Annotated in this window: 16 protein-coding genes; 9 read left to right on the top strand and 7 right to left on the bottom strand. The window is 56.2% G+C overall.

Going from position 1 to position 23038, the window contains the following annotated elements; all coding sequences use genetic code 11:
* Nucleotides 1-95 precede the first annotated feature (95 nt).
* Nucleotides 96-2105: a cellulase family glycosylhydrolase gene (locus ACYX4K_RS10295; RefSeq protein WP_475092212.1), complete on the top strand. Its 2010-nt coding sequence runs from the start codon at nt 96-98 to the stop codon at nt 2103-2105.
* A 140-nt stretch (nt 2106-2245) separates the two neighbouring features.
* Here the strand turns inward: ACYX4K_RS10295 and ACYX4K_RS10290 are convergent, their stop codons facing one another.
* Nucleotides 2246-2536, bottom strand: a complete 291-nt coding sequence (locus ACYX4K_RS10290; RefSeq protein ID WP_475092214.1) for a DUF1540 domain-containing protein — start codon at nt 2534-2536, stop codon at nt 2246-2248.
* Between the two features lie 263 nt (nt 2537-2799).
* Here ACYX4K_RS10290 and ACYX4K_RS10285 point away from each other — a divergent pair, with 263 nt between their 5' ends.
* Both ACYX4K_RS10285 and ACYX4K_RS10280 read left to right on the top strand, forming a co-directional pair.
* Nucleotides 2800-3147: a DUF4212 domain-containing protein gene (locus ACYX4K_RS10285; protein ID WP_475092215.1), complete on the top strand. Its 348-nt coding sequence runs from the start codon at nt 2800-2802 to the stop codon at nt 3145-3147.
* 3 nt (nt 3148-3150) lie between these two features.
* Nucleotides 3151-4851, top strand: coding sequence for a sodium:solute symporter family protein (locus ACYX4K_RS10280; RefSeq protein ID WP_475092216.1), 1701 nt, complete (start codon nt 3151-3153; stop codon nt 4849-4851).
* A 67-nt stretch (nt 4852-4918) separates the two neighbouring features.
* Here the strand turns inward: ACYX4K_RS10280 and ACYX4K_RS10275 are convergent, their stop codons facing one another.
* The 3 genes from ACYX4K_RS10275 to ACYX4K_RS10265 are packed head-to-tail and all read right to left on the bottom strand — an operon-like array spanning nt 4919 to nt 9527.
* Entirely contained in the window at nt 4919-5437 is a 519-nt protein-coding gene (locus ACYX4K_RS10275) for a GNAT family N-acetyltransferase (RefSeq protein WP_475092217.1), read from the bottom strand.
* 55 nt (nt 5438-5492) lie between these two features.
* Entirely contained in the window at nt 5493-7481 is a 1989-nt protein-coding gene (locus ACYX4K_RS10270) for a BCCT family transporter (protein WP_475092218.1), read from the bottom strand.
* A gap of 54 nt (nt 7482-7535) precedes the next feature.
* Nucleotides 7536-9527: a BCCT family transporter gene (locus tag ACYX4K_RS10265; protein WP_475092219.1), complete on the bottom strand. Its 1992-nt coding sequence runs from the start codon at nt 9525-9527 to the stop codon at nt 7536-7538.
* 114 nt (nt 9528-9641) lie between these two features.
* On the opposite strand from ACYX4K_RS10265, the gene arfB reads away from it, so the two are divergent.
* From arfB to ACYX4K_RS10235, 6 genes are all read left to right on the top strand, one after another.
* Entirely contained in the window at nt 9642-10058 is a 417-nt protein-coding gene (gene arfB / locus ACYX4K_RS10260; protein WP_475092220.1) for an alternative ribosome rescue aminoacyl-tRNA hydrolase ArfB, read from the top strand.
* 27 nt (nt 10059-10085) lie between these two features.
* Nucleotides 10086-11141 carry an Ldh family oxidoreductase gene (locus ACYX4K_RS10255; protein WP_475092221.1) on the top strand — a complete coding sequence of 352 codons (1056 nt, stop codon included), beginning with the start codon at nt 10086-10088 and terminating at the stop codon, nt 11139-11141.
* Between the two features lie 183 nt (nt 11142-11324).
* The gene (locus ACYX4K_RS10250; RefSeq protein WP_475092222.1) at nt 11325-13925 is read left to right on the top strand and encodes a TonB-dependent receptor; all 2601 of its coding nucleotides are present in this window, start codon (nt 11325-11327) and stop codon (nt 13923-13925) included.
* A 167-nt stretch (nt 13926-14092) separates the two neighbouring features.
* Nucleotides 14093-14938: a hypothetical protein gene (locus tag ACYX4K_RS10245; protein WP_476178690.1), complete on the top strand. Its 846-nt coding sequence runs from the start codon at nt 14093-14095 to the stop codon at nt 14936-14938.
* 143 nt (nt 14939-15081) lie between these two features.
* Complete coding sequence (locus tag ACYX4K_RS10240; protein WP_475092224.1) at nt 15082-16536, top strand: amidase; 1455 nt, start codon at nt 15082-15084, stop codon at nt 16534-16536.
* Nucleotides 16533-17732 (top strand): pyridoxal phosphate-dependent aminotransferase, encoded by a 1200-nt coding sequence (locus ACYX4K_RS10235; protein WP_475092225.1) that lies wholly within the window; start codon nt 16533-16535, stop codon nt 17730-17732. The genes ACYX4K_RS10240 and ACYX4K_RS10235 overlap by 4 nt, the downstream gene beginning before the upstream one ends.
* Nucleotides 17733-17750: 18 nt before the next feature.
* Here ACYX4K_RS10235 and ACYX4K_RS10230 read toward each other — a convergent pair whose 3' ends face one another.
* The 3 genes from ACYX4K_RS10230 to ACYX4K_RS10220 form a co-directional block, all read right to left on the bottom strand.
* On the bottom strand, nt 17751-20846 hold the full coding sequence (locus ACYX4K_RS10230; protein WP_475092226.1) for an error-prone DNA polymerase: 3096 nt from the start codon (nt 20844-20846) through the stop codon (nt 17751-17753).
* A 378-nt stretch (nt 20847-21224) separates the two neighbouring features.
* A complete protein-coding gene (locus ACYX4K_RS10225) occupies nt 21225-21521 on the bottom strand; it encodes a GIY-YIG nuclease family protein (protein ID WP_475092227.1) in 297 nt (98 codons plus the stop codon).
* Nucleotides 21518-23023, bottom strand: a complete 1506-nt coding sequence (locus tag ACYX4K_RS10220) for a Y-family DNA polymerase (RefSeq protein ID WP_475092228.1) — start codon at nt 23021-23023, stop codon at nt 21518-21520. Before ACYX4K_RS10220 ends, ACYX4K_RS10225 begins: the two co-directional genes overlap by 4 nt.
* Nucleotides 23024-23038 lie beyond the last annotated feature (15 nt).

Genomic DNA, 23038 nt, shown 5'->3' with positions numbered 1-23038 from the left:
AGTGTTTCGCCGCTTTTTATCGGGGAATTGGTATCTATCAATTTTTAACCGATCGATGATCGGTGGTGAATCAGTTACAACGACCGGAGAGAAAAATGGAAGCAAGTGTTTCGGGTAAACGACCCTTTCAGCGGCAATCGCTGTACCGGGCCTGCGCCAGGGCCGGGCTGGCCTTCTGGCTGGCCTCGTCGTCGGCTGCGTTGATGGCGGCGGAAGCGGAAATGCGGATTGTCAGTGATTGGGGCGGAGGATTCCAGGGGGAGATTCTTGTCGTCAACGACGGCAGTGAGCCGCTTAGCGACTGGTCTGTATCATTCAACATGGATGTGGATATCAACAACCTGTGGAATGGTGTACTCACGTCGCAGAGTGCCAGCCAATACGTAGTGGCGGCCGCTTCGTACAACAGTACCATCGCACCCGGCGGTGAAGTGATCATAGGTTTTATTGCCAACCCCGGCGGCCAGGCGCCCGTGCCGGTGGTTGTGGATGGAAATGGTGGTGGTTCTTCCTCGGGCGGCTCGTCCAGTTCATCCAGCTCCTCCAGTTCATCCAGTTCCTCTGGTGGTTCAAGCTCCGGCAGTGGTTCCTCCAGCTCGTCTAGTTCCTCCAGTTCTTCCGGTGGTTCCAGCTCAGGCAGCGGCTCGTCCAGCTCTTCCAGCTCCTCCGGCGGCAGTTCCGGTGGTGAGCCCACGGCAGGTCGTTTCCGTGTGGATACAACCGGTAATATCACCAAAAACGGTGAAGTCATTCCGGTAAATTGCGGTTCCTGGTTTGGTCTGGAAGGGCGCCATGAGCCATCCGATGCGGAAGTGAACCCCAGCGGTGCGCCCATGGAGCTTTACGTGGGCAACACCTTCTGGGCCAACGGCAGTGCGGGCACCGGTCGTACCATTCAGCAGACCATGAGTGAGATCACCGCAATGGGAGTGAACGTGGTGCGCTTCCCGGTGGTACCGCAAACACTTGACCCGAATGATCCACAGGCCAGCGGCGACGTGCTGAAAAACCACGAATCCGTACGTGTCCCCAATGCGCGCCAGGCGATGGAAGAATTTATTATCGCCGCAGATCAGAACAACATTGAAGTCATGCTCGATGTGCATTCCTGCTCCAACTATGTGGGCTGGCGTGCGGGTCGCCTGGATGCCCGTCCTCCCTACGTGGATGCGGATCGGGATATGTACGATTACCCGCGGGAAGACAGCTCTTGTGCCGCCACCGGCAACCCGGATTCGGTCACCAATGTGCAGGCGTATAACCGCGACATCTGGCTGGACAACCTGCGCGAGCTGGCTGGCCTTGAAGAAGCGCTGGGTGTGGATAACATCATCGGGATCGATATCTACAACGAGCCCTGGGACTACACCTGGGAAGAGTGGAAAAGCCTGACCGAAGATGCGTTTGCCGCTATCGACGAAGTCAGCCCGCATATGCTGTTGTTTGTGCAGGGTATTTCCGCCACCGCTGGTAATCAGGACGGTACTCCGGACACTATTGTTCAGGTGCCGCACGGCAACGAGCTGACCAACCCGAACTGGGGGGAAAACCTGTTTGAAGCCGGTGACAACCCGCCGGATATCCCCAAAGACCGCCTGGTATGGTCTCCGCACACCTACGGTCCGTCTGTATTTGTGCAGAAAGGCTTTATGGACGCGGTGTCGCAGCCTGAATGTGAAGGTCTGGAGGGAGATGCTGCCGGTGATGCCGACTGTAATATCGTGATTGATGAAGAATTGTTGCGCGCCGGTTGGGACGAGCACTTCGGCTATCTGCGTGAAATGGGTTATGCCATGGTGGTTGGTGAGTTCGGCGGCAACCTGGACTGGCCAGCGAAAGCCGCTCTGCGCGATCAGGCGCGCTGGGATCACATTCAGCCGGGAGTGGTTGATGCACAGTGGCAGGACATTTTTGTCGATTACATGGTCGAGAAAAATATCCAGGGCTGCTATTGGTCGATCAATCCGGAGTCTGGTGACACTGGTGGCTGGTACGGCCACGCCTACGACCCGCAAAGCAATACCGCCGGCTGGGGAGAGTGGCTGGAGTTTGATCAGCGCAAAACCAACCTGCTTGAGCGCCTGTGGAGTAATACGCCCGAGTAGTATGCTCCGCTAATTGCTCAACGTGATACCACAAGGCTGGCAGATATGAATCTGCCAGCCTTTTTGTTCGTGAAACGGATTAAACGCGGCCGCGTCCGCTCAGGGACGAACACACTCGAATACTCGAAGGTAAGTTGCGGTCAATGGGCGTAGGTCAGGCAATTGACCGAGTCGCCGCTGTAGCCGAGTTCTATCTGGTCTGCGCCACATTCGAAATCGACGTTGTGACTACACCCGGTGACCTTGCACGCGCCAACACCGGCATTGCGCTCGCGCTTGGTATGATGGCTGTTGCTGAAATAGGTATCACAGTCCGGATGGGTGCCGTCACCAATGGTAATGGCGCGGGCGTGGCAGGCGGCATCTGTGTTATAGGCACACTCTATGGCGGTACAGCTGGATACTTCGGGCATATCGGTGGCGATGATCATGGCGCGATACTCTTTAATAATTGTCGAAGGGCCAAACTTCCCCTGTAAGCCTAGTTCAGTGGTACAGGGTGTCAATTCTGAAGACAGGGAAGGGGGGAGCGGTCTCGGAGTAGAGGAAGGGCAGGGTGTGACTATTTTGGAGGGCGCAGTCGCGTATCGGGCTTCGGGTTTGGCGGAGAAATCGAAACGAAATCAATGACAAAACTGTTTTTCTCCGGGTAGAGTGTTGCGTCAGATAAGTAAAATAATTACGGAGTTGCGCGATGAGCTTTTCCAACCGGCGCCAGGCCTCCTTGTACTGGCGAGAGAACCTTCGTCTGATGTTCTGTTTGCTCGCGGTCTGGTTCGCAGTGTCATTTGGCTGCGGTATTCTGTTTGTAGACGAACTGAACCAGTTCCGTATGGGCGGTTTCAAGCTCGGTTTCTGGTTTGCCCAGCAGGGCGCCATTTATGTATTCCTGGTGCTGATTTTCATTTACGTCTACAAGATGAATCAGCTGGATAAAAAGTACGGCGTCTACGAAGACGACGAGCCAGCAGCGGGATCCGGGAAAGAGCCCTGTGCAGATGGCTCGGCGGCTGATGCACATCAGCTGCAGGGAGGTCACTGAGCCGTGGACGTACAGAGTCTCACCTTCCTGATTGTCGGAGCCACCTTCGTACTCTATATCGGCATCGCCTTCTGGGCCCGTGCCGGCTCCACTACCGACTTTTACGTCGCCGGCGGCGGCGTACACCCGGTGGCCAATGGCATGGCCACGGCGGCCGACTGGATGTCGGCGGCCTCGTTTATTTCCATGGCCGGCCTGATTTCCTTTATGGGTTACGACGGTGCGGTATACCTGCTGGGCTGGACCGGCGGCTACGTGCTGCTGGCACTGTGCCTCGCGCCTTACCTGCGCAAGTTCGGCAAATTCACCGTGCCGGATTTTATCGGCGACCGCTACTATTCCCAGGCGGCACGTACGGTGGCCGTGATCTGTGCCATCTTCGTGTGCTTTACCTACGTGGCCGGGCAGATGCGCGGTGTGGGTGTGGTCTTCTCCCGCTTCCTGGAAGTGGATATCGCCACCGGTGTTGTGATCGGTATGGGGGTAGTGTTCTTCTACGCGGTACTCGGCGGCATGAAGGGCATTACCTATACCCAGGTGGCCCAGTACTGTGTACTGATTTTTGCCTACATGGTGCCGGCAATCTTTATTTCCATCATGATGACCGGCCACGTGCTGCCGCAGACCGGTTTCGGTGGCATGTTGTCGGACGGTACCTATCTGCTGGATAAACTCGACGGGCTCTCTGCAGAACTCGGGTTTGCGGAATACACCTCGGGGACCAAAAGTACCGTCGATGTATTCTTTATTACCGCCGCGCTGATGGTGGGTACCGCGGGTCTGCCCCACGTGATTGTGCGCTTCTTCACCGTGCCGAAGGTACGCGACGCGCGTAAATCGGCTGGCTGGGCACTGTTGTTTATTGCCCTGCTGTACACCACCGCACCGGCCATTGCCTCGTTCGCCCGTGTGAACATGATCGACACCATCAACGGTCCTGACGGCAAGGGTACCGCCCACGCCGAAGCGCCGAGCTGGATTTCCAACTGGGAAGAAACCGGTCTGATCAAATGGGAAGACAAGAACGGCGATGGCAACATGTTCTACTCCGGTGATGAGCGCAACGAGATGAGCGTGGACCGCGACATCATGGTGCTGGCGAACCCGGAAATTGCCAATCTGCCGGCCTGGGTGGTTGCCCTGGTGGCTGCCGGTGGCGTGGCCGCGGCGCTGTCCACGTCTGCCGGTCTGTTACTGGTTATCTCCACCTCGATTTCCCATGACCTGTTGAAGCGCAATCTGATGCCGAATATCAGCGAGAAAAAGGAGTTGCTCTACGCCCGAGGTGCGGCGGCGGTGGCCATCTGTATTGCCGGCTACCTCGGGATCAACCCACCGGGCTTTGTGGCGCAGGTGGTCGCCTTTGCCTTCGGGCTTGCGGCGTCGTCCTTTTTCCCGGCGATCATTATGGGGATCTTCTCCAGGCGGATGAACAAGGAAGGCGCTATCGCCGGTATGGTCTCCGGCATTCTATTTACCGCGGTCTATATCTGTTACTTCAAGTTCATCAACCCGGCGGCCAACACCCCGGACAACTGGTGGTTTGGTATCTCCCCGGAGGGCATCGGTACCCTGGGTATGATCATCAATTTTGCAGTGGCGATTGCGGTGGCGAAGGTGACCCGTGAGGCCCCGAAAGATGTGCAGGAGATGGTCGAGAGTATTCGCTTCCCTCAGGGGGCAGGACAGGCCAGTGCACACTGAATTTGAATTCAGATGAATATATAACCAATAAAAAAGCGAGCTTCGGCTCGCTTTTTGTATTTTGCACTCAGTTCTGCGAGCTCCACCCCATCAATACCAGCTGCTCGTCACCTCCCGGCAGGGTAATTGGTCCTTCCTTTTGGAGGCCAAGTTTTTCGAGAAGGTGAATGGACTTGCGGTTGTCGGGAGACGCGATCGCGACAATACGCTTTAGTCCCAATTGCGTCTTGCCCCAATCCATCACCGCAGAGGCGGCTTCCAGTGCAAACCCGTGGCCGCGATGTTGCGGGAGGAAGGCAAAGCCGATATCCACATCGTCGAGCCCATTGCGGCGTAGCAATCCCGCCTGACCGATTGGTGTTCCATCTTTCAACTCCACAAGGTACATGCCAAAACCGTGACTCTGGTACATGGCGATGGGGCCTCTCAACAGATAATCGCGTGCGTCATCCAGAGTGCGCACACCGCGGTCGCCGATAAAGCGGTGAAATTCAGGGTCATTGAGCAGCGTGAGGGTGAAGCGGGCATCGTCGTCGCTATTGGTGAGCTCTCGAAGATGTAGGCGGTTTGTGTGTAACAGGGGCATGACCGGATCACTCCTTAGTTGATCCGGTCATTGTAGCGGCAATGGTGCAAGTGATTTAGCGCAGAGAATGAAGGAACTGCAGGTGCCGTTCGTATTGAGAGAGAATGTCGGTTAGCAACTGATCGCTGGTCCAGCCCATCACGTCGTAATCCTGGCCGCCCTCGCTCAGGTGTACCTCGGCCCGGAAGTAGATATCCGGCGAGCCGTCGTCGTGGTTGTCATCCAGCACCGTGTCCGGATTATTGGCATTGGGTTTCAAGTGGGCCTTGGGGTAGATACTGTAGAGGAAGTCTACTTCGTCGCCCTGGTAGACTGTGAGGTGAATCACGGCGTTCTCATCTTCAGTGACTTCGGCAACAAATCCATTTTTCTGCATTTGTGCGGAAAATTTGCGCAGCGCCGGCTCGGCAATCTCGCGAATGTAGTCGTGGACTTCTTGCAGCGAAGGCAGTTGTACCAGATTGCGCAGGCGGCGTTCCCAGGACACCGGGTTGCTCGCACTGATGGGGGCGACCGGCGCAGATTGCGCATCCTTTTTTGCGGAATCCATGCGCAGTGCCTTCACCAGCCCGTAGATCGCCACCAATAAAATAATAGAAAAAGGCAGTGCGCTGGCGATGGCTGCGGTTTGCAGTGATGCCAGGCCGCCCGCGAGAAGCAGTGCGATGGCGACGACCCCGATAATTGCAGACCAGAATATTCGCTGCCACGCAGGGGTATCATCGCGCCCGTGGGAAGACAGCATGTTCATTACCATGGCTCCGGAGTCTGCGGAGGTGATAAAGAAGATCACTACAAGAATTATGGCGAGACCCGAAAGCACCTGGGAGAAGGGGAATTGTTCCAGAAACTGGAATAGTGCCAGCGACTGGTCTTTTTGAATCATATCCGCGAGAGACTGTAGGCCGTCGTCCCGTATAAATTTGATCGCAGAGTTGCCAAACACGGTCAGCCAGATGATGGTGATCAGCGTTGGCATCAGCAACGTGCCCACGGCGAATTCACGAATGGTGCGGCCCCGGGAAATGCGCGCAATAAACAGCCCCACAAAGGGTGACCAGCTCAGGCACCAGCCCCAGTAGAAAATGGTCCAGCCGCCGATCCAGTCTGTAGGTGCGTAGGCGTATAGATTAAAGGTGCGGTTGACAAGGACGGACAGGTAGCTGCCGAGATTTTGCACAAACGCCTGGAATAGAAAGACGGTGCTGCCGAGAACCAGAATAGTCAGGCACAGTAGCGCTGCCAGCCCCATATTCAGCTGTGAAAGTCGTTTGATCCCTGCGTCCAGCCCTACAACTACAGAGACGGTGGCGAGTGACGTGGTAACAACGATCAGGATTACCTGGGAGATCTCACCCACGGGAACGCCAAACAGGTGGTTCAGCCCCGAGTTCATTTGCAATACGCCGAACCCGAGGGTAGTGGCCACACCGCACACGGTACTCACGATGGCAAAGACATCGATGGCATGCCCGATAGGTCCGTGAATACGCTCCCCGATCATCGGGTAGAGTGCCGAGCGCAGGGTGAGAGGAAGATTGTGGCGATAGCTGAAGTAGCCGAGGATCAGTGCGACACCGGCAAAGATCGCCCACACATGGAAACCCCAGTGAAAGATACTCAGGATCATCGCCTCGCGGGCGGCGCTGATGGTACCGGGTTCTGCATCCGGTGGGTTCATGTAGTGCATCACCGGCTCGGCGACACCGAAAAACAACAGGCCGATGCCGATACCGGCGGAGAACAGCATTGCCAGCCAGGACCAGAAACCGTATTCGGGTTTTTCGTGCTCCGCCCCGAGCTTGATATCCCCAAGTCGCGACATACTGATGATTACGACGGTCACCAAAAGGACCGCAACGATCAGCACGTAATACCATCCCATATAAGTGACAATGGCATTCTGCATACTCTGGAAGCGGCTGGTGGCATCCTCTGGGAAAAACACCGCATAAGCCACCAGTAACAGCAATAAACCGGTGGCGGTGTAAAAAACCGGTGGATCAAATTTCGCTTTGCCGTCTTCCGTCGTACGCAATTGCATTGGTTTGACTCGGTCGGGAAATGTCGGGGTGAAAATCTCTCAATTTGGACGCTATCAGCGCAGGGTATGGAGAAACTGCAGGTGCCGCTCATACTGGGAAACGATATCGGTGAGCAGCTGATCTTTGGTCCAGCCCATGACATCATAATCCTGACCACCTTCATACAGGTGGACTTCTGCGCGGAAGTAGGTGTCTGGTGAGCCATCATCGTAATCGTCGGCCAGTTCCTTGTCGGGCTGACTGGCATCGGGCTTGAGTGTCGCCTTGGGGTAAATACCGTAAATAAACCCGGTCTCATCCCCCTGGCAGACCGTTAGCTGGATCCACTGATTGTGTTTCTCAGTAACTTTAGTGTCATAGCCGTTCTTGCGCATTTCTTCGGCGAATTCTTCCAGAGCGGGTTTGCCAACCTCCCGAATATATTCGTGCACCTCGGCCAGAGAGGGCAGTTTAAGCGCATTTTTCAATCGCCGTTGCCACACTACCGGGTTTCTCGCGCTGATCGGCGCAACGATGGCGGATTGGGAGGTGCGTTTGACCGTGTCTGTGCGCAATGCCTTGACCAGTCCGTACATCGCACACAACAGAATTGCGGAAAATGGTAGTGCACTGGCGATTACCGCCGTCTGCAGTGAACCTAAACCTCCCGCGAGAAGCAATGCGATAGCGACCACGCCAATCAGCGCACACCAGAAGATCCGCTGCCAGAGCGGTGTATCGTCTCTTCCGTGGGAAGAGAGCATGTTGACCACCAGAGCCCCGGAGTCGGCGGAGGTGACGAAAAATACGATCACCATAATCACCGCGACAAAGGAGAACACGGCTGAAAAAGGAAACTGCTCCAGGAACTGGAAAAGCGCTACCGACTGGTCTTGCGCGACAATTTCTCCCAGCTGCGTCAAACCCTGGTCGAGAATCATATGGATGGCGGAATTTCCGAAAAAGGTCATCCATAACATGGTCACCAGCGCCGGTACCAGCATGGCGCCAATCACAAATTCTCGAATGGTCCTACCGCGGGAAATGCGCGCGATAAACAGCCCCACAAACGGCGACCAGGACATCCACCAGCCCCAATAGAGAATCGTCCAGCCACCGAGCCAGTCGGTGGGTTCGTAGGCAAACAGATTAAATGTTTTACTGACGATCTCGGATACGTAACTTCCGAAGTTCTGCACGAACGCCTGCAGCAGGTATACCGTACTGCCCAACAGCAGCACCATGATCAGAAGTATGGCGGCGAGAGTCATATTGAGCTGCGAAAGGCGTTTGATCCCCGCATCCAGGCCGAGAACAACCGAGATCGTGGCGAGAATAGTGGTCACCACGATCAGTACGACCTGTACCGACTCCCCTACCGGTAGCCCGAACAAATGGTTGAGTCCGGAGTTGATCTGCAATACGCCGTATCCGAGAGTTGTGGCGACGCCGCAGACGGTACCGACAATGGCGAATACATCCACCGCGTGTCCAATGGGCCCGTAAATACGCTCACCGATAAGTGGATAGAGCGCGGAGCGCAGAGTGAGAGGAAGTTTGTGGCGATAGCTGAAATAGGCGAGTATCAGTGCCACGATTGCGTAGATGGCCCAGGCGTGAAAACCCCAGTGAAAAAAGGTCAGTACCATGGCCTCACGAGCGGCGAACACGGTGCCAGTTTCACCCACCGGTGGTTGCAGGTAATGCATGACCGGCTCTGCAACCCCGAAGAACAGAAGGCCAATCCCCATACCGGCGGAAAACAGCATGGCAAACCAGGAAGTAAAGTCGTAATCTGGTTCCGCGTGTTCTGGCCCCATCTTTATTTCGCCGAAGCGGGACATGGCAATGATGATGGTGCCGATCAGAATGACTGCCACGGTCAAGACGTAGTACCAGCTCATATGCGCTACGATCCACGTCTGCATGGTTTTGAATGCAGACGTCGCGTGGTCGGGAGCGAGAACGGCATAGGCGACCATCAGCAGTAGTACCGCGGTAGCCGAGTAAAATACCGGTGGATTGAAATGGGCCGGTTGTTTACTACTGTCGATAGTGTCAGGCATTCCCGAATCCCTAAAATAGACTACCCCGACGCAGAGGTATAATTTTGCGCCGTTTGCTCACAGCATAGACGAAAGTTAGTCTTATAAACACAGCTCATAATATTGTCGGTTGATATGTGGAAAATTTCTCAAAGTGTCGAAATCCCCCTGGAAGAGGTCGAAATGCACGCGATGCGATCGGGTGGCGCTGGCGGTCAGAACGTCAACAAGGTATCCACGGCGATCCATCTTCGTTTTGACATACACGCTTCCAGCCTGCCCCCGGTAGTAAAGGAGCGCCTGCTCGGCTTGCGCGATCAGCGTATTACCGCCGATGGCGTAGTGGTCATTAAGGGGCAGCGATTCCGTACCCAGGAAAAAAACCGGGCGGACGTGCTGGAGCGGCTGGGCGAGCTGATTGCCAGTGTTGCGAAAACTCCCAAGAAGCGGGTCGCAACCAAGCCCACCCGTGGCTCCAAAGAACGGCGTTTGCAAAGCAAGTCCCAGCGAAGCCAGATCAAATCTCTGCGTGGAAAAATTTCCGATCACTGATCGACAAAGCACCAAGAAGGAGAATGCATGTCCACCCGATACAACGCGCGCGACCTGAAACAGTTTGCCAGCGACCTTTTTGCCTCGACGGGCCTCGATCGCGCACGGGCCGATGTGATGGCGGAAACTTTTTTACAAGCGGACCTGATGGGTTTTACCACTCATGGCTTGCACCGGGTGGCGAGCAACCTCAATTGGCTGGAAAGTGGCGCTTCACGCATGCAGGGTGATCCCCATGTGTTGTCGGATCGCGGAAATACGTTTAATTGGGACGCCGACTTTCTGCCCGGTCCCTGGATAGTCAATCAGGCCATTGATCAGGCGTTGGCTCGGGTTCGAGAACACGGCGTTGCGACCGCGACCCTTCGCCGCAGCCAGCATATTGCCTGTCTGGCCGCCTACCTACCTAAAATTGTCGAGCGCAATTGCGTGGGGATCCTCACCTGTTCTACTCCGGCGGAAGAGACCGTTTCCCCTCAGGGTTGTAAAACTCCGCTGTTTTCCGCCAATCCCATCGCTTTTTGCGCGCCAGCGGCCGATTATCCCCTGTTGTTTGATATCAGTATGTCGGTCACTGCCGGTGGCTATGTAGCGCGTGCGGAGCGTGAAGGTAAACAGTTGCCGGAGAAATACCTGAAAGACCGCGAGGGCAATCTCTCCGATGACCCGGCAGCGTTTACCAATGGTGGCAGTATTCTGCCCGTGGGTGGTGCGGACCACGGATACAAAGGCGCGGCGCTGTCCGCCATGTTGGAAATTCTCACCATGGGTCTTGGTGGCTACGGTCGTGCCGATGATGTGGCCGGGGATGATGAAGCCAATTCTGTTTTCCTGCAGATCATCGACCCCAAAGCGTTTGGCAGTGAGCAGAATTTTCTTCGCCAGACGGCGGCTCTTACCTACTTGTGGGAATCCTGTGAGACGGACGACGGCGGAGCTGCACGGGTGCCCGGCAAGCGGGCCTGGGAGCTGCGGCGCGACCAGATGGCACAGGGCGTCTCCCTTTATCCCACTATTGAAGAAGATTTACACAAGCTCGCCCGGAACTACGGCATTCCCATGCCAGCAGCCATAGGTGATTGAAAACCATTTTCAATTCCATCACCCGTGAAGCACGGTACCGGATTAGTCGGTAACCTACTGTTCATTGACCGGTCATTTTAGTGGCACCTTAGTGTCATTTTGCCCCCGTATTGTGCAGTCAACTACACGGCGGGACCACGAGATCCCGTCGATCTTTCAACGACACACTCTCTGGGGGCAATCATGGCGTCTTTGCGTCACCTATTTCCTGTATCTACTCTCACCCTGGCAATTATTGCCAGCGCCAATATCGCGATTGCGCAAGATAGCGCTATAGCGACTGAATCAACCACACTCGAAGAAGTGGCGGTAACCGGTCAGCGTCTGTCCCGTACTCGGGCGCTGGATATCAAACGGGATATGCCGGTGGTGATGGATGCTCTGGCCACCGATGATCTCGGCCGCCTGCCGGACAAGAATGCTGCTGAATCCCTCAATCGCCTGCCGGGCGTATCTATCCTGATTGAAAAAGGCGAGGGCCGCTTCGCGTCGATTCGCGGTATCAAGCCGGACTGGAACCGGGTGAATGTCAATGGATTCGTGACGGGCTCTCCGGAAAAAGATGGCAGCGGCCGTTCAATGCCACTGGACCTTCTCGGTGGTGAGTTGTTACAGCGGGTAGAAGTCTACAAGGCGAAAACTGCGGATATGGATGGTGAGGGAATTGGTGGTTCCATCAATATCGTTACCAAGCGTCCTCTGGATGGCGACGGGTTCAATGCGACAGCGAATGTGCGCATGGGACTGGAAGAGGCGGATCAGGAAAACCCTTATTACGATGGTAAAAATCCGCAGAATGTTGATGTTGCGGTGTCCGGAAAAATCAGCGAAAAACTGGGCTGGAATCTTGGCGCATCCTCGACCGAGCGCGAATATCTGGCGCAGGGAATTTATCAGGATGACTGGGCGGAAGTAGACGGCCTGTTGTTCCCGGAACAGACCAAGAATAACTACTATGTGATCGGGCGTGACCGCGTCACTCTCATCGGCGGACTGGAATATCGTCTCAGCGATACCACCGATATTCTCGCACAGGGTTTCTACAGCAAGTTTGAAGAGTTCCAGCATCGCAACCGCTTTCGCCAGGGCATTGCACAGGATGCCGACCTGATTGACCGTGTAGAAGGTGACACGGTGTATATGGCCGAAGGCGGAACCTATATCCGAGCAGATCTGCGTCGCGAGGATGTGGAGAAAGAGCTGGCGAATTTTAGCCTGACCGGTAATACAAACCTGGATTTGTGGAAACTGGATTACGGTGTCAACCTGAGCCGCTCGGAATTGCACGAAACCAATTCCGACTGGTCCTTCCGCCAGGATGACTCTGTTGTTATGGGGCCCGATAGCTTCGTGGTAAATGGCGAAGGTGTTGTGGAATTCAATCCCGGTGGTGCGGTACATAATCTGGCGGAGAATCTGCGTTTCCATTCGGTGGGGTACCAGAACGACCGCGCAGAGCAGGACATTCAGAGTGTGCGCTTCGATGCGGAGCGTCTGTACGACTTTGCCGGTGCCGAGTCGAGTGTGAAATTTGGTGTGAAGTTGACGGCCAATGAAAAGCAGTTTGATTTTGGCAACCGGAGCTATGATGCGTATCGCGATACCCTGAGCAATTACCCGGTTACCGATGGCAGTTTCCAGAACGATGTCGATGGCATGAGCCAGGATAACCTCTGGTTTGACCTCAAGGCGCTGAATGGACTGTTTGCCAGCAACCCACACCTGTTTGAGGCCGACGGCGGTAATACCGCAGCACTGCTTGGTAGCGACCGCAGTGTAGAGGAGACCACGTCTGCCGCGTACGTGATGAATACGCTGCGCTTCGATCGTCTGGATGTGATTGCGGGCCTGCGTTACGAGCAAACCGACATCGAATCCAGTGCTTCGCAACTGGATGGGGAAGGTAACTACTCCACGGTATCCATCGAGGGTGATAGCGATGTATTGCTGCCGTCGCTGGTGGCGAAGTATATGATCCGCGAGGATCTGATTGCCCGCGCATCCTTTACCACCAGCCTCGGACGCCCGGATTATTCTGACCTCAGCGCCAGCTCCCAGTTCGGTATCAACGACGATGGTGACGCAGTGCTCTCCATCGGTAATCCGGACCTGCTGCCGTACGAGGCCGATAACTACGACCTCTCCATGGAGTGGTACCCCAGCGAGTCCAGCGTGCTGTCCCTGGCATGGTTCCGCAAGGACATCGACAACATTATCGTCAACGACGAGCAGTTGATTGATGGCGGAATTTACCTGGGCAGTGATTACGGCGTTGACGAGCTGACCGTGCGCACCGTAAAAAATGCCGATACGGCCGAGATTACCGGTTTCGAGTTCAACCTCCAGCACCAGCTGACCAACTTGCCTGCGCCGTTTAACGGGCTCGGTGCCAGCTACTCCTACACGGATATCGAAGCGACCTTCTTTGATAGCAACCTGGGTGTGAACCGCAAACTGGAAGGGCAGCCGGAAGAAATCCAGAGTTTCACCTTCTTTTTCGAAAACTACGGTTTTTACGCGGGTCTTACCTACAACTACAACGCGTCTTTCCTGACGGATCTCAATAGCCTGGAAAATGTGGCGGATGATATTGAACAGGGCGAGTTTGGACGCTGGGATTTGCGCGCGTCATACGCGGCTACCAATAATTTCTCGGTATATCTGGACATAAATAACCTGAACAATGAGCCAACCACCGAGTTTCAGGGCGGTGACGAGCGCTTCAACACCGAGTATGAGTATGTGGGTTCTACCTATTATCTGGGTGCTACCTACGCCTTCTGATCTATCTGTTTGATACCAGGCCCTCCTTGCGGAGGGCCTTTTTGTTTGTGGTTTCTATTTAGGAGTATGTTGGCATGAAATTGGCAGTGTATTTATCAAGGTTTATACAGAGTGCTTCTTTTTACTGCTCGCTACGCAGCGCGATCAAGTTTTTAGCGCTCTGGGTAGTGGTGTTACCCGCAAGTGCGGAACAAACCCTGCGTGCAGTTACCGAGAAGACATTTGATACCTTCGATGCCCGGCAGGGCATTGCGGTGGATAACCAGTTTTTTTACGCAGTGAATAATTTTCGTATTACCAAACACCGCAAGACGGATGGCGTTCCAATTCTGCAGTGGGATGGTGTCAGTGAGCGGGGCCCGCTGATGCATATGGACAGCGGTATGGTGTGGCAGGGCAAGCTTTATGCTTCCCACTCCAACTATCCCAACTGGCCGATGACGAGTTCGGTGGAAGTGTGGGACACAGCCACCATGGAGCACGTAGCATCGCACAGTTTCGGTATCGCGCTCGGGTCTTTCACCTGGCTGGATCGCTACCAGGGTTATTGGTGGGGAGCATTTGGAAATTACGACAAGGTTCAGAAAGGTCAGCTGGAGCCCTATGGCAAAACTCTGAATACTCAGGTCGTCAAGATGAATGACGCGTTCGAGGTGCTTGCGCGTTGGACGCTGCCGAAAAATGTACTTGATCGTATTGCGCCGATGAGCAATTCCGGCGGCAGCTGGGGCCCGGATGGATATCTGTATCTCACCGGCCACGATCACCCGGAGATCTATGTCATGCAGATTCCTGAACTCGGTTCGGAGCTGCGCTGGGTGGCGACGGTGGAGGCGCCGGAAATCCACGGACAGGGTATCGCGTGGGATCGCAGTAGTGGCCAGCGCACACTGTGGGGAATCCGCAAACGGGACCGCAAGGTCTTCCGCATGCAGGTTCCCGAGGTCAGCTCACCGGCGATCCCGGCTGTTAGCAGCCAGATTCGCAGCCCCGGCCAGTTCAACCGGGATTGAAGGCCTTATCGGGGCGGGTTGTTCGACGCGCATTTCGCCGAAACGGCGCCAATTAGGTCTACATTAGGGGGACGCGTCATAAAAAGACCGTATTCCAACGACAAGTGACAATAGGCGATCGCACAACACGGAGAATAGCGCCGATGACCGAATTCATCCGACTGTCTGCACTGGAATTGCTCAAGGGCTACAAGGACAAGCAATTTTCCCCGGTTGAGGCCACACAGGCCATGCTCGCGCAGATAGAACGGTGTAATCCGGTGGTGAATGCCTATAACCTGGTGGATGCGGAAACGACGCTGGCGTATGCACGGGAATCCGAGCAGCGCTACCAACAGGGCAATCCCAAGGGGCTTTTGGACGGTGTGCCGGTCGCCATCAAGGATGTGTTCCTTACGCCCCAGTGGCCCACCATCAAGGGCTCCAAAACCATCGACCCGAAATCCACTATCGGCAAAGAAGCGCCGAGTGTTGCGGCACTCAATCGCAACGGCGCCGTGCCCCTGGGGAAAACCACCACGCCGGAATTTGGCTGGAAGGGCGTTACCGATAACCCGGTGGATGGTGTCACCCGCAATCCCTGGGACCCGGATAAAACCGCCGGCGGCTCCAGTGGTGGCAGTGCAGCCGCTGTACCACTGGGTATGGGGCCACTGGCACTGGGCACCGATGCGGGTGGCTCTATCCGCATTCCCGCAGGATTTAGCGGACTCGTCGGATTGAAGCCAAGCTTTGGCGAAGTGCCGCACTGGCCGGCCAGTCCGTTTGGCACCCTCGCCCATGCCGGACCCATGACGTGGACGGTTGCGGACTGTGCGCTGCTGATGAATGTCCTGTCGGAAGCGGACTGCCGGGATACCAACGCCGTTCCTCGCCGTAATATCGATTATCTCGCCGCCCTGGAAGGGGAACCGCAGGATTTACTGCGCGGTGTGCATATCGCGTTTAGTGCAACTCTCGGCTACGTGCAGGTGGAACGCGAGGTGGAAGACAGTGTGCGTGCCGCGGCCAAACTGCTGCAATCCCTGGGAGCGGAAGTCACCGAAGTGGCCCCAGGGTTCGACGACCCGCTGGGGGCATTTGGCCACCTGTTCTACGGCGGCGCCGCCAACGCCCTGCGCAATATCAGTAAAAAGCAGCGCATGATCATGGATCCGCAACTGGTGGCGGTTTCGGAAAAGGCGGCACAGCTTTCCATGCTGGACTATCTCGAAGCCGTCAATGAGCGCGCCGCCCTGTGCGAGCGTATGGCGGCCTTCCACAAAAAATACGACCTGTTGCTGACCCCGACCCTGCCAATTACCGCATTTACCGCGGGGCGTGAAGTGCCGGAAGACTGGCCCAGCACCCGCTGGCCTTCGTGGACGCCCTTTACCTATCCATTCAATATGACCGGACAACCGGCCATCTCGGTGCCCTGTGGTTTTGACAGTGCAGGCTTGCCCATCGGCCTGCAGCTGGTCGGCGCGCGCTTTGACGATCGCGCGGTGTTGCGCGCGGCGCAGGCCTATCAGTTGGCAGCCCCGCTGACCGATAAACGCCCCGGACTTTTCTACGAAAGCTCTGAGGAAGGTGCAGCGGAGGGTGTGGACCCATGAGCCGGTTGGACTTTGATTTTTACGAGTCGGAAGATCCGGTATGGAACCCGGCATTGCTTACGATTCCAGTGCCCGGAATTCGAAAAATGGTCAACATGGCCGCGTCCATGGAGGATGTTATTCATCTCTCCATCGGTCAGCCCGATGCGCCGACACCGCCCCACGTGGTGCAGGCAACGGTGGATGCACTGAATGCCGGGCAGACCGGTTACACCATGGATGCGGGCTTACCGGAATTGCTGGAGGCACTGGCGGAATACTACGGTGAACGTTCCGGGCGAGCGATCAGCCCGGAGAATATCCTGATTACCACCGGGGCTACCGAGGCGATTTATCTTGCGCTGACTGCCGTATCGGCCCCGGGGCGTGAATTTATCGTGCCGGATCCCTCGTTCATGTTGTACGCACCGCTGATTCGCATGAACGGTGGTGAGGTGAAATATATTCCGACACGCGCGGAGAACAATCACCAGCTGGATCCGCAGGAAGTCATCGACGCGATCGATACCAATACCCACGCGATCATCCTGAATTCTCCGAGCAACCCCACCGGCACAGTCTATCCGCGGGAAACCGTGGAAACCATTGTGCAGGAAGCGGCGTACCGCGGAATTTATGTGATCAGCGACGAGGTGTACGACCACCTGATCTATGACGACCGCGACTATGCGAGTGTCCTCTCCTGCTGCTCGGACCTGGATCATGTGATGGTGATGAGCAGCTTCTCCAAAACCTTCAGCATGGCCGGTATGCGGGTTGGCTGGCTGATTGCGAGCCAGGGTGCCATTCGCAAACTGCGCCGCTACCACATGTTCACCACTACCGTGGCGAACACTCCCTGCCAGTGGGGCGGTGTTGCCGCTCTGAAAGGGGATCGGAGCTTTGTCACGGAGACAGTAAATACTTATAAAAAACGCCGCAATCGACTGGTGGAGCTGGTGGATGAAACACCATTTCTCGAAGGCTATGTGCCGGAAGGGGCGTTTTATATGTTCCCGGCACTGCCGGAAGGCGTGAATGGCAATAATGTCGCTCTGCGTATGTTGCGGGAAACCGGCGTGTGCACAATCGCCGGGGATACCTTTGGTGAGAGTTGTCGCAATGCGCTGCGCTTCAGTTATGCTACTTCCATCGAGAATATCGAGCGGGCGTTCGAGCGTATTATTCCTTGGATGGAAAAGCAGGATTTTGGGTAATACACATGATGCCCTGTATTAGTGAAAACTCCTCACATGCTGGATTCCTTTCCAGATAATACCGTCGATTTTTTTGCCGATCAGATGAATCACGGCTAGTTCCTGCGTCTGTGCATCCCGGCTGATCTGTAAATTTCCCTCTATTAACAGAATTTTTCCACTGAGAATTTCCTTGCGGAAGCGTTCCTGAACCTGTTGCCACAGCACCACATTGATCACACCGGTCTCATCTTCCAGGGTTAGAAACAGCACACCGGCTGCGCTGCCAGGGCGCTGCCGGCAGGTGACCAATCCCAGTATCCGGATTCTGTCTCCATCTCTGCGCTTTTCCAGGTCACAGGCGCGTACCAGATTGTGAAAACGTTTTTGCCTGCGCAGCAGTGCCACCGGATGCTCGCGCAGAGTCAGGCCGCTACTTTGGTAGTCGCTGTAGATATTGTCTTCCTGACTGGTTTCCGGCTGATGTTGTGGCGGGGCACTATGCTCCAGTTGTGTGTTCAGCGCCTGCCAGGTGCTGTGGAAACGGTTCTCGCCGATGCTGTAGAAACAGTTGGCGTGGGCAAGAATCGCACTCTGCTGTTGGGGGATATCGACCCGTTGGGCAAAGTCCTGCAGTGACTGGAAGTTGCCCCGAACCCGCTCTGTCTCAATAGTTTCCACAGTTTCTTCGGCCAGCCCTTTTACCAGGCGCAAGCCCAGGCGGATGGCGGGGGCCACCGAAGTTTTGCCATCGGTACCCTTTGTGCCATCGGCCAGCGCCAGGCTGTGGTGCCAGCTACTGTGATTTACATCCAGCGGTAACACTTTCACGTCGTGCCGCTGGGCGTCGTATACCAGTTGCGCCGGGGCGTAAAACCCCATGGGCTGGCTGTTCAGGAGGCCAGTGTAGAAAGCGGCGGGGTGGTGGCATTTGATCCAGGCGGAAAAGTAGGCGAGCAGGCCGAAGCTGGCGGAGTGGGACTCCGGAAAACCGTAAGAGCCGAAACCTTTCATCTGCTCGAACAGCTGTTCTGCGAGGCTGTGCTCGTAGCCATTGGCCAGCATGCCGTTGATCAGTTTTTCACGAAATTGCAGCAGGTTACCGTTCTTGCCCCAGCTGGCCATGGCGCGGCGCAGGGCATCTGCCTCACCGCCGCTGAAGCCGGCGGCCACCATGGAGAGCTTGATCACCTGCTCCTGGAAAATCGGCACACCCAAGGTGCGCTCCAGCACCGGGCGCAGGTTTTCGTGGGGGTAGTGGATGGGCTCGAGTTTCTGCTTGCGGCGCAGGTAGGGGTGCACCATCCCACCCTGGATTGGACCCGGGCGCACGATGGCAATTTCGATTACCAGCTCGTAAAAGGTCTGCGGCTGCAGGCGCGGCAGCATGCTCATCTGCGCGCGGGATTCGATCTGGAATACCCCCACGGTATCCGCGCGGCACATCATTGCATACACCGCCGGGTCGTCGGCGGGAATATCCTGCAGGCGCATACGCTTTCCGTACAGCGCCATATAGCTAAGGGATTTGCGCAGGGCGGTGAGCATGCCGAGGGCGAGAATATCCACCTTCATCAGTTTCAGGTCTTCGATATCTTCCTTGTCCCACTGAATGATGGTGCGGTCATCCATGGCCGCATTTTCGATGGGCACCAGCTGGCTCAGTGGCAGCTCGGTAATCACAAAGCCGCCCACATGCTGGGACAGGTGGCGGGGGAAACCGTAAATCTGCTCCAGTAGCCTGGGCAGCATGCGCCCGGTTACGCTTTCTGGAGCGATGCCAACCTTTTTCATCTGCTGTGGAAAATCCTCCAGCTTGTCCCACCAGCTGCGCTCCGCCTGCAACTGTTCAATAACTGCCGCCCCGAGCCCCAGAGCCTTGCCGATATCCCGCAGTGCACTTTTAAAACGGTAGGTGGTTTTGGTGGCCGCGAGCCCGGCGCGCTCGCGGCCGTACTTGCGGTAGATGTACTGGATAATTTCTTCGCGCCGCTCGTGCTCGAAATCCACATCGATATCCGGCGGCTCGTTGCGCTCGCGGGAAATAAACCGCTCGAACAACAGACCGATCTTGTGTGGGTCAATCTCGGTGATAAACAGGCAGTAACACACCACTGAGTTGGCTGCGGAGCCGCGTCCCTGGTAGAGGATGTGCTGTTTACGCGCGTACTGGACGATGTCGTAAATGGTGAGGAAGTAGTGCTCGTACTGAAGCTCGGCGATCAATGCCAGCTCTGTTTCGATTTGTTGGCGAATATGCGTCTGGGGTCCCTGAGGCCAGCGCTTATCAATGCCAGTATCCACCAGTTCACGCAGATACGCACTGGCGGTTTTATTCTTCGCCATAGCCTCGGAGGGGTACTGATATTGCAGTTCTTTCAGACTGAAGGTGCATTGCTCAGCAATTTTCAGTGTGTTGTCGATGGCACCCTGTGGATAAAGTGCAGCGATTTCCGGCAGGCTGCGCAGGTAGCGTTCAGCGTTCTGCTGCAGGTGATACCCCAGCCGGTCCAGAGTACAGTTATGGTAGTTGGCATTGAGTACATCCTGCAGTGGCTTGCGGCTACGGTTGTGCATAAGTACCGCGTTGGTAGCAACCAGCGGTAGCCGCTGGGATCTGGCAAAAGCCAGTAGCTTGTGCTGCCTCTGGTTTTCACTGGGGAGCAGGTGATGGCTCAGGGCGATAGAGAGCCGCCCGCCGAAATGTTGTTTCAGCGTATCGGGAAGTGTGAAAGGCTCGCTGCCTGGAAGCCACAGGCACAGTGCATGTTTGCAGTGATTGAGGAGGTCCTGAATAAACGTCCGGTACTGGCCTTTTTCGGCGCGCAGGCGCGAGGTGGAAATCAGCTGGCAGATTTCGCTGTAGGCAAGCCTGTCCGGTGCGAGTAAAACCACTTGCTGCGATTCTTCCTCCAGGCGCAAGAAACTGCCACAAATCAGCTTTAACTGACTACCCTCGGCTTGAAGTTTCTCCAGTTCGGCATAGGCCCGCACTACTCCCGCCATGGAGCATTCGTCGGTAATCGCAATCGCGCGATAACCGAGTTTATGTGCGGTCGCAACCAGCTCCTGCGGATGCGAGGCGCCCTGCAGAAATGAAAAGTTACTCTGACAAAAAAGTTCGGCGTACTGCATACCGATAAATATCCGATACGTCATACCGGTGTATAGCTTGTGCCGGACTTGATCCGGTACCGGTATCAGTTGTTCGGCGGATTTGTTGGCCTCCTGTAGCCTGGATCCCGGATCAAGTCCGGGATGACGGGCGGGTGGTTGGTGTATTTGCGCCGAGCCCCTTCGCTCGTCATACCGGCGTAGGCGGGTATCCAGTTGCTCGGTGGTCGTCAGGCTCCTACAGATCCCGGATCAAGTCCGGGATGACAGGCGGGTGGTTGGTGTATTTGCGCCAAGCCCCATCACTCGTCATGCCGGCGTAGGCCGGTATCCAGTTGCTCGGTGGTCGTCAGGCTCCTGCAGCTGGATCCCGGATCAAGTCCGGGATGACGGGGGCGATTAGAGGATGTCGTAGTACAGATCTCGCCACTCTGGATTGCTACTTTCAATCAGGTTCAGCTTCCAGCTTCGCCGCCAGTTCTTTATCGCTTTCTCTTTTCGAATGGCACTTTCCATCGTGTCATGTAGCTCGTACCAGGCAAGGTCTTTCACTCCATACTCCCGAGTGAAACCTTCGACAACGCCTTCCTTGTGCTGCCAGATACGCTGTACAAGGTTGGATGTAACACCCGTATAAAGTGTGCCATTACGCTGGTTTGCAAGAAGGTAAACACAGGGTTGTCTTAACCCAGTCATGAATAAACCCCGTGCAGATACCAGTCCTCTGACGCCAGATCCTGGTATACCCAGTAAAGACTGCCGTGGGCGCCGCGGGCGATGTAGTAGTCGCGGGCGTGGCGGTGGTGTTGCCACCAGTAGCCGTCGATACGCTCTGGTCCCTGCAATAAATGTAGTTCGCCGTCGTAAAACAGTTTGTGGTCGCGCTGCTGAATACGGTCGGGCCGCGGCAGTAACCAGTTGGGGCGGGGGGCATTCACGGGCGTGAGTTGGTGGCTGCGGGATTTACTCTGCAGGGTGAGGCTGTCGGCGTTTTGCCAGGCCTGTTCCGGCAGGTAGCTTTCCTTGAGGGTGACGCCGGAGAGAGCCTGGTGCCCGAGGCGGGCCTTGAGCTTGTCGATCAGCTGGTAGCTCTCGTGCAGCTTGCTGCCCTCGTCAAAAAAATCCTCCCGCAGACTGTGACTTTCAATGGGACGCAACTGTTGGCACTTGAGGGTCAATGCCTGCACCGGCTCCTTCAGTTCAACCCGTTCAAACTGCAATTTTGTCAGCGCGATCAGGCGCTGGGGATCGAGTAGTGGGCGGGAGATATCCACATGGACCTGCTGGTGGCCGCGGCTGCCGTAATCCAGCACCCAGCACAACTGCTGACTGTATAACTGCCGGCGCTGCAACTGCCGGCACAGCTCACGCACCAGGCGGCCGGCGGGGAACAGCAGTTGCTCGCTGTTATCCAGCGGGCTCGGGAAAAACAGTTCACTGTGAAATTCCGCCGGTGGCTCGAAGCTGGCTACCGGATCCGGGCGGGTGCCGTTCAGGCGGGCGAGGTAGTCGATGAATCCGCGCCCGAAACGACTGCCCACTTCCGACAGCGGAATTGCCAGCAACTGGCTGACGCGCTTGATACCGCAGGCATACAACTTGGCGATGGCCTTGTGATTGCAGTCGAGAAGTTTGCTGGGGGCGAAGCTGATCCACTGGCGCCACTGCTGGGGCGTGGGAGCGGTTCTGGCTTCGGCCAGCCACTGGCGGTGTTCCGGCAACTGGCTGAGCAGGTGGGCGGCGCTGGGGCTGTGCCCCAGGCCCATAAAATGATGGACGCGCATCTTGCGCAGCTCTTTGCCCAGTTGTTGCAGCAGGGGCGCCAGGCCGTGGTGTGCCTTGAGGCTGCCACTGATTTCCAGATACAGGCAGGCGAAATTGCTGTCTGCCTGGTTCTGTTCGCGCTCGGCGCTGCGTGGGGAAACCACCGGGGTAAAGCTGTAGGCCCACTGGGCCAGCTGTTGTAGTAACTGCTCTTCCCGCTGCGGGTCCCGTTCCAGCAATTGCAGTTCGGCGCAGTAGGCGCAGGCGGTGGCGATGCTGAGTCCGGGCTCCACATTGTGGGCATTGGCCGCGGGGTTGGCTTCAATGATGAGGCTGTTCTGGGCCACGGCCACCGCGGTATTGTCGCCGGCGCGGTGGGCGCGGGTCAGTGCTTCCAGGGAGAGTTTTGGGAGCTGAATACAGAGCCAGAGCATAAGGTGTTCCTCGCG

The organism is Microbulbifer sp. ABF4_107, from assembly GCF_056312215.1.
This window is presented reverse-complemented; position numbering and strand designations above follow the sequence as displayed.

Excerpts from the sequence above, each read along its gene's own strand:
- ACYX4K_RS10295 (WP_475092212.1), top strand. The coding sequence starts at position 96 with ATGGAAGCAAGTGTTTCGGGTAAACGACCCTTTCAGCGGCAATCGCTG.
- ACYX4K_RS10290 (WP_475092214.1), bottom strand. The coding sequence starts at position 2,536 with ATGATCATCGCCACCGATATGCCCGAAGTATCCAGCTGTACCGCCATA.
- ACYX4K_RS10285 (WP_475092215.1), top strand. The coding sequence starts at position 2,800 with ATGAGCTTTTCCAACCGGCGCCAGGCCTCCTTGTACTGGCGAGAGAAC.
- ACYX4K_RS10275 (WP_475092217.1), bottom strand. The coding sequence starts at position 5,437 with ATGCCCCTGTTACACACAAACCGCCTACATCTTCGAGAGCTCACCAAT.
- ACYX4K_RS10270 (WP_475092218.1), bottom strand. The coding sequence starts at position 7,481 with ATGCAATTGCGTACGACGGAAGACGGCAAAGCGAAATTTGATCCACCG.
- ACYX4K_RS10265 (WP_475092219.1), bottom strand. The coding sequence starts at position 9,527 with ATGCCTGACACTATCGACAGTAGTAAACAACCGGCCCATTTCAATCCA.
- arfB (WP_475092220.1), top strand. The coding sequence starts at position 9,642 with ATGTGGAAAATTTCTCAAAGTGTCGAAATCCCCCTGGAAGAGGTCGAA.
- ACYX4K_RS10255 (WP_475092221.1), top strand. The coding sequence starts at position 10,086 with ATGTCCACCCGATACAACGCGCGCGACCTGAAACAGTTTGCCAGCGAC.
- ACYX4K_RS10250 (WP_475092222.1), top strand. The coding sequence starts at position 11,325 with ATGGCGTCTTTGCGTCACCTATTTCCTGTATCTACTCTCACCCTGGCA.
- ACYX4K_RS10240 (WP_475092224.1), top strand. The coding sequence starts at position 15,082 with ATGACCGAATTCATCCGACTGTCTGCACTGGAATTGCTCAAGGGCTAC.
- ACYX4K_RS10235 (WP_475092225.1), top strand. The coding sequence starts at position 16,533 with ATGAGCCGGTTGGACTTTGATTTTTACGAGTCGGAAGATCCGGTATGG.
- ACYX4K_RS10230 (WP_475092226.1), bottom strand. The coding sequence starts at position 20,846 with ATGCAGTACGCCGAACTTTTTTGTCAGAGTAACTTTTCATTTCTGCAG.
- ACYX4K_RS10225 (WP_475092227.1), bottom strand. The coding sequence starts at position 21,521 with ATGACTGGGTTAAGACAACCCTGTGTTTACCTTCTTGCAAACCAGCGT.
- ACYX4K_RS10220 (WP_475092228.1), bottom strand. The coding sequence starts at position 23,023 with ATGCTCTGGCTCTGTATTCAGCTCCCAAAACTCTCCCTGGAAGCACTG.